The sequence below is a fragment of the Methanobrevibacter sp. genome (assembly GCF_045539575.1).
Taxonomy (GTDB): Archaea; Methanobacteriota; Methanobacteria; order Methanobacteriales; family Methanobacteriaceae; genus Methanocatella.
Window position 1 is genome coordinate 1 of the sequence record NZ_JAZQFM010000086.1, and the last position, 5,675, is coordinate 5,675.

The 5,675-nt window shown below is 33.0% G+C and carries 8 protein-coding genes; all 8 read left to right on the forward strand.

The genetic code is table 11. The annotated features are described in order from the left end of the window. Positions 1-969 precede the first annotated feature (969 nt). Positions 970-1,131, forward strand: coding sequence for a hypothetical protein (locus ACKI30_RS10560; RefSeq protein ID WP_407412275.1), 162 nt, complete (start codon positions 970-972; stop codon positions 1,129-1,131). A 217-nt stretch (positions 1,132-1,348) separates the two neighbouring features. After that, positions 1,349-1,651 (forward strand): hypothetical protein, encoded by a 303-nt coding sequence (locus ACKI30_RS10565; protein WP_407412277.1) that lies wholly within the window; start codon positions 1,349-1,351, stop codon positions 1,649-1,651. Then, entirely contained in the window at positions 1,632-1,856 is a 225-nt protein-coding gene (locus tag ACKI30_RS10570; protein WP_407412279.1) for a hypothetical protein, read from the forward strand. Before ACKI30_RS10565 ends, ACKI30_RS10570 begins: the two co-directional genes overlap by 20 nt. After that, positions 1,849-1,983, forward strand: a complete 135-nt coding sequence (locus ACKI30_RS10575; RefSeq protein WP_407412281.1) for a hypothetical protein — start codon at positions 1,849-1,851, stop codon at positions 1,981-1,983. The genes ACKI30_RS10570 and ACKI30_RS10575 overlap by 8 nt, the downstream gene beginning before the upstream one ends. A 34-nt stretch (positions 1,984-2,017) precedes the next feature. Further along, positions 2,018-2,578 carry a hypothetical protein gene (locus ACKI30_RS10580; protein WP_407412283.1) on the forward strand — a complete coding sequence of 187 codons (561 nt, stop codon included), beginning with the start codon at positions 2,018-2,020 and terminating at the stop codon, positions 2,576-2,578. Between the two features lie 25 nt (positions 2,579-2,603). Continuing rightward, on the forward strand, positions 2,604-3,107 hold the full coding sequence (locus tag ACKI30_RS10585; protein WP_407412285.1) for a hypothetical protein: 504 nt from the start codon (positions 2,604-2,606) through the stop codon (positions 3,105-3,107). Between the two features lie 15 nt (positions 3,108-3,122). Continuing rightward, positions 3,123-4,817 (forward strand): hypothetical protein, encoded by a 1,695-nt coding sequence (locus ACKI30_RS10590; protein WP_407412287.1) that lies wholly within the window; start codon positions 3,123-3,125, stop codon positions 4,815-4,817. Positions 4,818-5,184: 367 nt separating this feature from the next. Beyond that, complete coding sequence (locus ACKI30_RS10595) at positions 5,185-5,502, forward strand: hypothetical protein (protein WP_407412289.1); 318 nt, start codon at positions 5,185-5,187, stop codon at positions 5,500-5,502. Positions 5,503-5,675 lie beyond the last annotated feature (173 nt).

The window sequence follows — 5,675 nt, forward strand, 5'->3', positions numbered from 1 at the left end:
TTAATAGCTCGTCATTCATCATACTAATCACTTCTATTTTTCATATGTATAATATCTTGAGAGAGAGCAGTTGAGAAGTAATAAGCATGCGAACAATATAAACTGTTCGTATAAAACGTATGATATTGTTCGCAACCTTATCATTTTGAACTACTAAACTCTGATAAAAAATTTATTTTTTGACAATAATAAAATTTTTGGAACACAACGAAACGGAGTTATTACTTTATTTATATAAAAAATATAATAATAATTATAATGACATGACGATGAAAAAAATTAATTTTATATTGAATAATCCCAATGTCGATTTTATACGCATGACTATTTTTTCTTACAATTTTATGTTTAATTGTTTATCAAAATTTGCAAAAATACATGCCTTAGGAACACAATTTTTTCTCAAAAAAATGAACAGTTTAATAACAAAAAGGCGAATCGTAATGTTTATATACAAAAAATGATAAACTATGATTAGCCATTACCGACTGAAAGCAATTTTACGAAGTGAAAGCAATTTTTCACAGTCGTACAACTTTTTTTCGGTTAGGCTTTTAAATAAATTTATAGAGGTAAAATATCAAAAAAACAGTGAGAAAAAACAGATCATAAAAAAGGATTATAAAAAAATAATTTTATTATGAATAACGAGCTATAATATTATTTTTTAATATAATCCTTGGGTCAGTAAGAAAAATAAGAATAATTAGCATGTCGGCAAAACTATGTTAAAAATTAATATTCTTCAAAACTTAACCCAATATCTAGTTTATTTTAAGGAATATATAAATATTTATACATTTTAATTTAATAGACTTATCTTATTCTAAATATTCGGTAAAGCACGGAAAATTAATTTTACCAAATGCATTCTTATTTTTCAAAGACTTCTGGCCAATAGTGAGTTTTAGATTGTTGAATATGCACACCCCAGCAACAAAATAATGGGGAAATAGGAGATGTAAAACTATGTGTGGAATAGTAAAACCCCGGCCTAATGAAGTAATAATATCCAATAACTTTAGGGCATTAGAAGAAGCTATTGATGAAATTCAAGAAACTGAAAACATTAGAAATGAAAAGGAATTCTTCGATTTATACAGAATCAAGATAATGAAACTGGATCAATAGCTTTAATCCATCGGACTGTTGAACTAAAAATTTAAAATTAACAGGAGTCAACAAAAAATGTTAGAACAAGATGTAAATGGTGTGCCTCATGTTTTAGTACCAAAAGAGGCATGGAATATTGTATCAGAAGTTTTCAGTAAACTCGATAAAATGGGTGAATAGAAAATGAACAGCTATTTCCCATTTGAAAGACATTGCATTAATGAGGTTGATAGAGATGACAACCTCAATTAATCAATTTGAAGATAATTTCCATGGCATTTTAACCCACAAGGGTGAGGTCAAAATTGCCAAAGGAGATGTTGAACACGAAATCCTCTACATTGATGATGACGGCATCGTATTGGTTGATGGTGGAAAAAAAGCATACCAGACAATAATACATGAGAAGTTATTGTCATTAATTCAGTATGCTGCTGAAGGAGATATCGGTCTAATCAAATTCATAAGAGGAGAAGCTTTTATTGTCGGATTTCGCAAACACAAAAGGGATGATAAACATGGAAAATACAATTCTTGAAATGCAAAGGAATCTTGATGAAGGACATTTCATTGCATTCGTATCTGCAAATGAAGACCCCTATTGTGCGGTACTAAAATCAGACGAATTGAATTTCCCGGACAATAAAACAGTTGTTATTCGCAAAAAAGGAGGAAAAACTACAATAATTAATTTGAATTTTATTATTGAGGTTTGCACAAGGAGGGTTGGTCAGTATGCCTAAACCGGTAAGATTATATCCAAAGGAAGAACCGATGGATCCCAATCCAAAAATGATTTTCATCGGAAGCATAATATTTGCCACAGCTATAGGCTGGATTGGAATAGCAACAAGTACCGGAGGATTATAAATTAATCCTCCTCAATTTTTCAAGGTGATAAAGAATGGTAAAAGCAGAACTTATAGAAGAACCACAGGTTTTGAAGGAAACTGAATTAGTTAAAGTTGATAATGTCCCTGATGTGGATGTGGCTATTGAACAGTGGGACGCTTATCAAAAACTCTGTAAAGGATTATTGAATGACACTGACTATCAGGAAATAATCGTTAAAGAAAAAGATGAAGACGGAAACTACATTAAAGTGAAAAGACACTTTAAAAAAAAGTCCGCATGGCAGAAACTGTCCCGTGCATTCAATGTCGATACAGAGATAGTTAATCGTGACATTGAGCGAACAAAAATGGGAAGAGTACGTGAAGCATATTACTGCGTACGTGCAACTTTACCTAATGGCAGAAGTGTTGAATCAGATGCACTATGCTCCCGTTCAGAAAAAGGAAAAGACAAAGTTTCAGACCATACAATAATGAGTACAGCAAAGACACGTGCAACCAACCGTGCAATAGCCGAACTAATTGGAGCAGGTGAAACATCAGCAGAAGAAATGACAGCAGAAAAGATTGCAGGACAATCAAAATTTCTAAAAGAGGGTAACACCTCTTAAAATATTTTTTTAGGAGAAAATTAAAATGAGTTTTAAAAATACTAAACAGACAATATTCACAGGTACAGAACTTGACTTTGAAGAAATCGTGGAAATCCCTGAAGGATATGAAAAAGCAGAACTAAGAGACTTTGAAGATGGAACACTCATCACCGGAAGACCAGAAATGTCTTCTGTTACATCATACACTTTCGATGATGACGGCGAGGAAAAAACCGTTAACCGTTTTAAATTATTCATCTTCAAAGATGATGAAAAAATATACGTTGAAATAAACGTCAACCTCAAAAACGACGGAGACCTTCACAAAAACATCAGAAAAGGAAGCGTACTCTTTGACTTCATAACATCCATTCTTGAATTGGAAAATGCAGGTTCAGTAGGAAGATCAAATATCTTAAGAAATGTTAACCTCGCTGAATACAGGGAATTCGTAAACAGATTAGGTGAAATGACAATACAGGTCAAAGAAAAATCCGGAACATATATCTACTACAGTTTCATCGTACGTGACGTTCAGGTAAAATAAAAGTGGAGAGTAGAAATGAGTAATGTAGCTGAATTACCGACAAAGGATACAATAACACTCATTATCAACAGAGACAATGTTGATAAGGTCACATATGTATTTAAAAACAGGTATGGTAATAAGATTGGAGAATACTTGAATAAATCTCCAGCTACATTATCTTCCCAAAGTAATGTCGCAAGACAGTTCAAACAGATTATAAATCCTAAAGGTGACCTCAAACCAAGACAGGTCAACAACCAGTTCGCAGAACTAAAACAGTTACTTCAGCTCAATTATGAAAATGAACTATCAGTAATTGAACAGGAAATAGCTGACAAGAAACAGGCAGAGCAGGAAAAGGATGCATCTAAATTAAAGGAAGCTATCACAAAACTTCAATCTCTAAGTTGTCCTTTAGTTTATATTGGCAGTCTTGTTGAATGGTTTACTGCAGGTGAACGTAACAACATAATGTATGCATTTACTGTATATGCGGGACAGGTAATTCTCAAAAATCCTGTTTCTGTAATATGTCTTGGCGAGGCAAGCAGCGGCAAATCCCACATACAGGAAACCGCATTGAAACTGATTCCCAAAAGGTTTGTTGTCAATGAAAAAAAGATTACCGAAGCAGCACTTTTTAACCGTGCCAAAAAGGACAGGTACTTCTATGACGGTATGATTGTCAACTACGGTGATATGGGCGGAAGCAATGACCATGAATTTATGGAGGAGTCCAAAAACCTCATGAAGGAACTTCAGTCAGACGGATTTCTAAACAAACCGTTAAACATTCCGGACGGTGAAGGCGGATGGGATGTAAAAGATCTGGAACTTGAAGGAAAGCCATGTCTGACATACACTACTGTACCTAATCATTATTTTGATGATCAGGAAATGAGCAGAAGTATCTTTATCACTCCAAGAATGGATAATCAGAAAATCTTCAACAGAAGAAAAAGTGCACTTGAATTCAAGCACGGTAAAAGTTACAGAATATTAAAGCAATACGAAAAGGAAGCAGAACTCATCCCATATATGCTTTTGCATTTAAAGGAGATTTTTGAAAATACTACTGTGATAAATCCCTATGTTCATTTTGTCATAGACTTTTTAAAGAATTCATCTTTTTACAAAAGGGATTTTGACAAGTTCAATGGGTTACTCAAAACAATAACTGCACTGAACTACTATAATCATAAAGTCTATGATGTTGACGGAAAAAAGGTAGTGCTTACAAATATCGCTGATGTGCAATTGTTTATGAGTCTGCTCAGGCCATATAAGGAAAGCATATCAGCCAACCTTGCACCTAAAGCTGTTGAAGTCCTAAACGATATCAGAAACAATATTGAGGACTGGAAACTTTCAAAGGACAGGGAAGTGCTGAACATGGGAATTACAACCAACGATTACTTCACACTTCAAAACCTCGGACTGAGCAAGGCATCAGCCAGGAAATACATGTATGAATTAGCCGATAAGGGATTTCTTCAGGTTACCGATCAGTCAGGAAGATCCAACATATATGACCTTGCAAAAAGTGAAGTTGAATCCATAAGTTATGATTTAAAGCATATGGATGATTCTGTGTATAATGATATCTGCTATGAGATTGGTGAGTGGGTTGTAGACATTATGAAGGAAGATAAATTTATTGAGGGGTTAAGTATAATGAATTTTGATTCAGATATTAGAAAGCCAATATGGATTGGTAAAAAAAACTAAAAAAACCAAAAAACCGTGAAAACTAAAAAACTTAAAAAACCATGTAAACTTATAAAAACTTTTTGAAAAGTTTTTTAAAAAAACTGTTTAGAATTGTTTTTAGTTTGATTTAAGAATTTTACTTTGGTTTTGGTAAGATGGTTTTTACAAAAAAACTTAAGGTTCTGGATATGAGCGGAGGCAATGTTTAACAAGTTGCCCCGCTTAGTCTGGAACAATTTGGTTTTTTAAAAAATCAATTCTCAGAAACATTCTCTAAATTCTTATTTTTTAATTTAAAGGATTTTAAGAAGTATTTAAAAAAACCATCAAAAAAGTTTACAGGAGTTTTCATGGTTTTTATGGTTTTTATAAAAACTGATTGATTATGACATCTATAAAACAACAAATAATCAAAGCCAAAAAAGAAAAACAAAAACGAGAGGAAGATATATGGTTTGTAGATTACTGCAATAACTGTAAGACCGGTTTGGCTTTTAAAAATGATGTGGCCTGCCATCACCCATATTACTGCTGGCATGAAGGCGAATCAGCTATTGTACAGACCGAGATTGTTAGAATAGATGAATACCGAAGACTGCATGGGCATGTCACATCACAGATGTATTATGACTATAAAGAGTTGAGAAAAAGGCAAAGGCAATTGATATGGCGAGGCAGAAGAGAATTACTGAGAGACAAATAGCTATTATGTGGAATACCACCTAATCCACATCAACTCTTTTAGTTTGATTGTCAATAACTATTCATTACATATGGAATGTAACAACAGAAGTCCATCTGCCATTAAATAATATGTGTATCGGATTTTAAGAAAAATTAATTGTTTTAAAAATAAGAAAAATAATGATAAGTTAA

What these genes read in the sequence shown, in the direction of transcription:
- ACKI30_RS10560 (WP_407412275.1), top strand. Translation starts at nt 970, where the DNA reads ATGTGTGGAATAGTAAAACCCCGGCCTAATGAAGTAATAATATCCAAT.
- ACKI30_RS10565 (WP_407412277.1), top strand. Translation starts at nt 1,349, where the DNA reads ATGACAACCTCAATTAATCAATTTGAAGATAATTTCCATGGCATTTTA.
- ACKI30_RS10570 (WP_407412279.1), top strand. Translation starts at nt 1,632, where the DNA reads ATGGAAAATACAATTCTTGAAATGCAAAGGAATCTTGATGAAGGACAT.
- ACKI30_RS10575 (WP_407412281.1), top strand. Translation starts at nt 1,849, where the DNA reads ATGCCTAAACCGGTAAGATTATATCCAAAGGAAGAACCGATGGATCCC.
- ACKI30_RS10580 (WP_407412283.1), top strand. Translation starts at nt 2,018, where the DNA reads ATGGTAAAAGCAGAACTTATAGAAGAACCACAGGTTTTGAAGGAAACT.
- ACKI30_RS10585 (WP_407412285.1), top strand. Translation starts at nt 2,604, where the DNA reads ATGAGTTTTAAAAATACTAAACAGACAATATTCACAGGTACAGAACTT.
- ACKI30_RS10590 (WP_407412287.1), top strand. Translation starts at nt 3,123, where the DNA reads ATGAGTAATGTAGCTGAATTACCGACAAAGGATACAATAACACTCATT.
- ACKI30_RS10595 (WP_407412289.1), top strand. Translation starts at nt 5,185, where the DNA reads ATGACATCTATAAAACAACAAATAATCAAAGCCAAAAAAGAAAAACAA.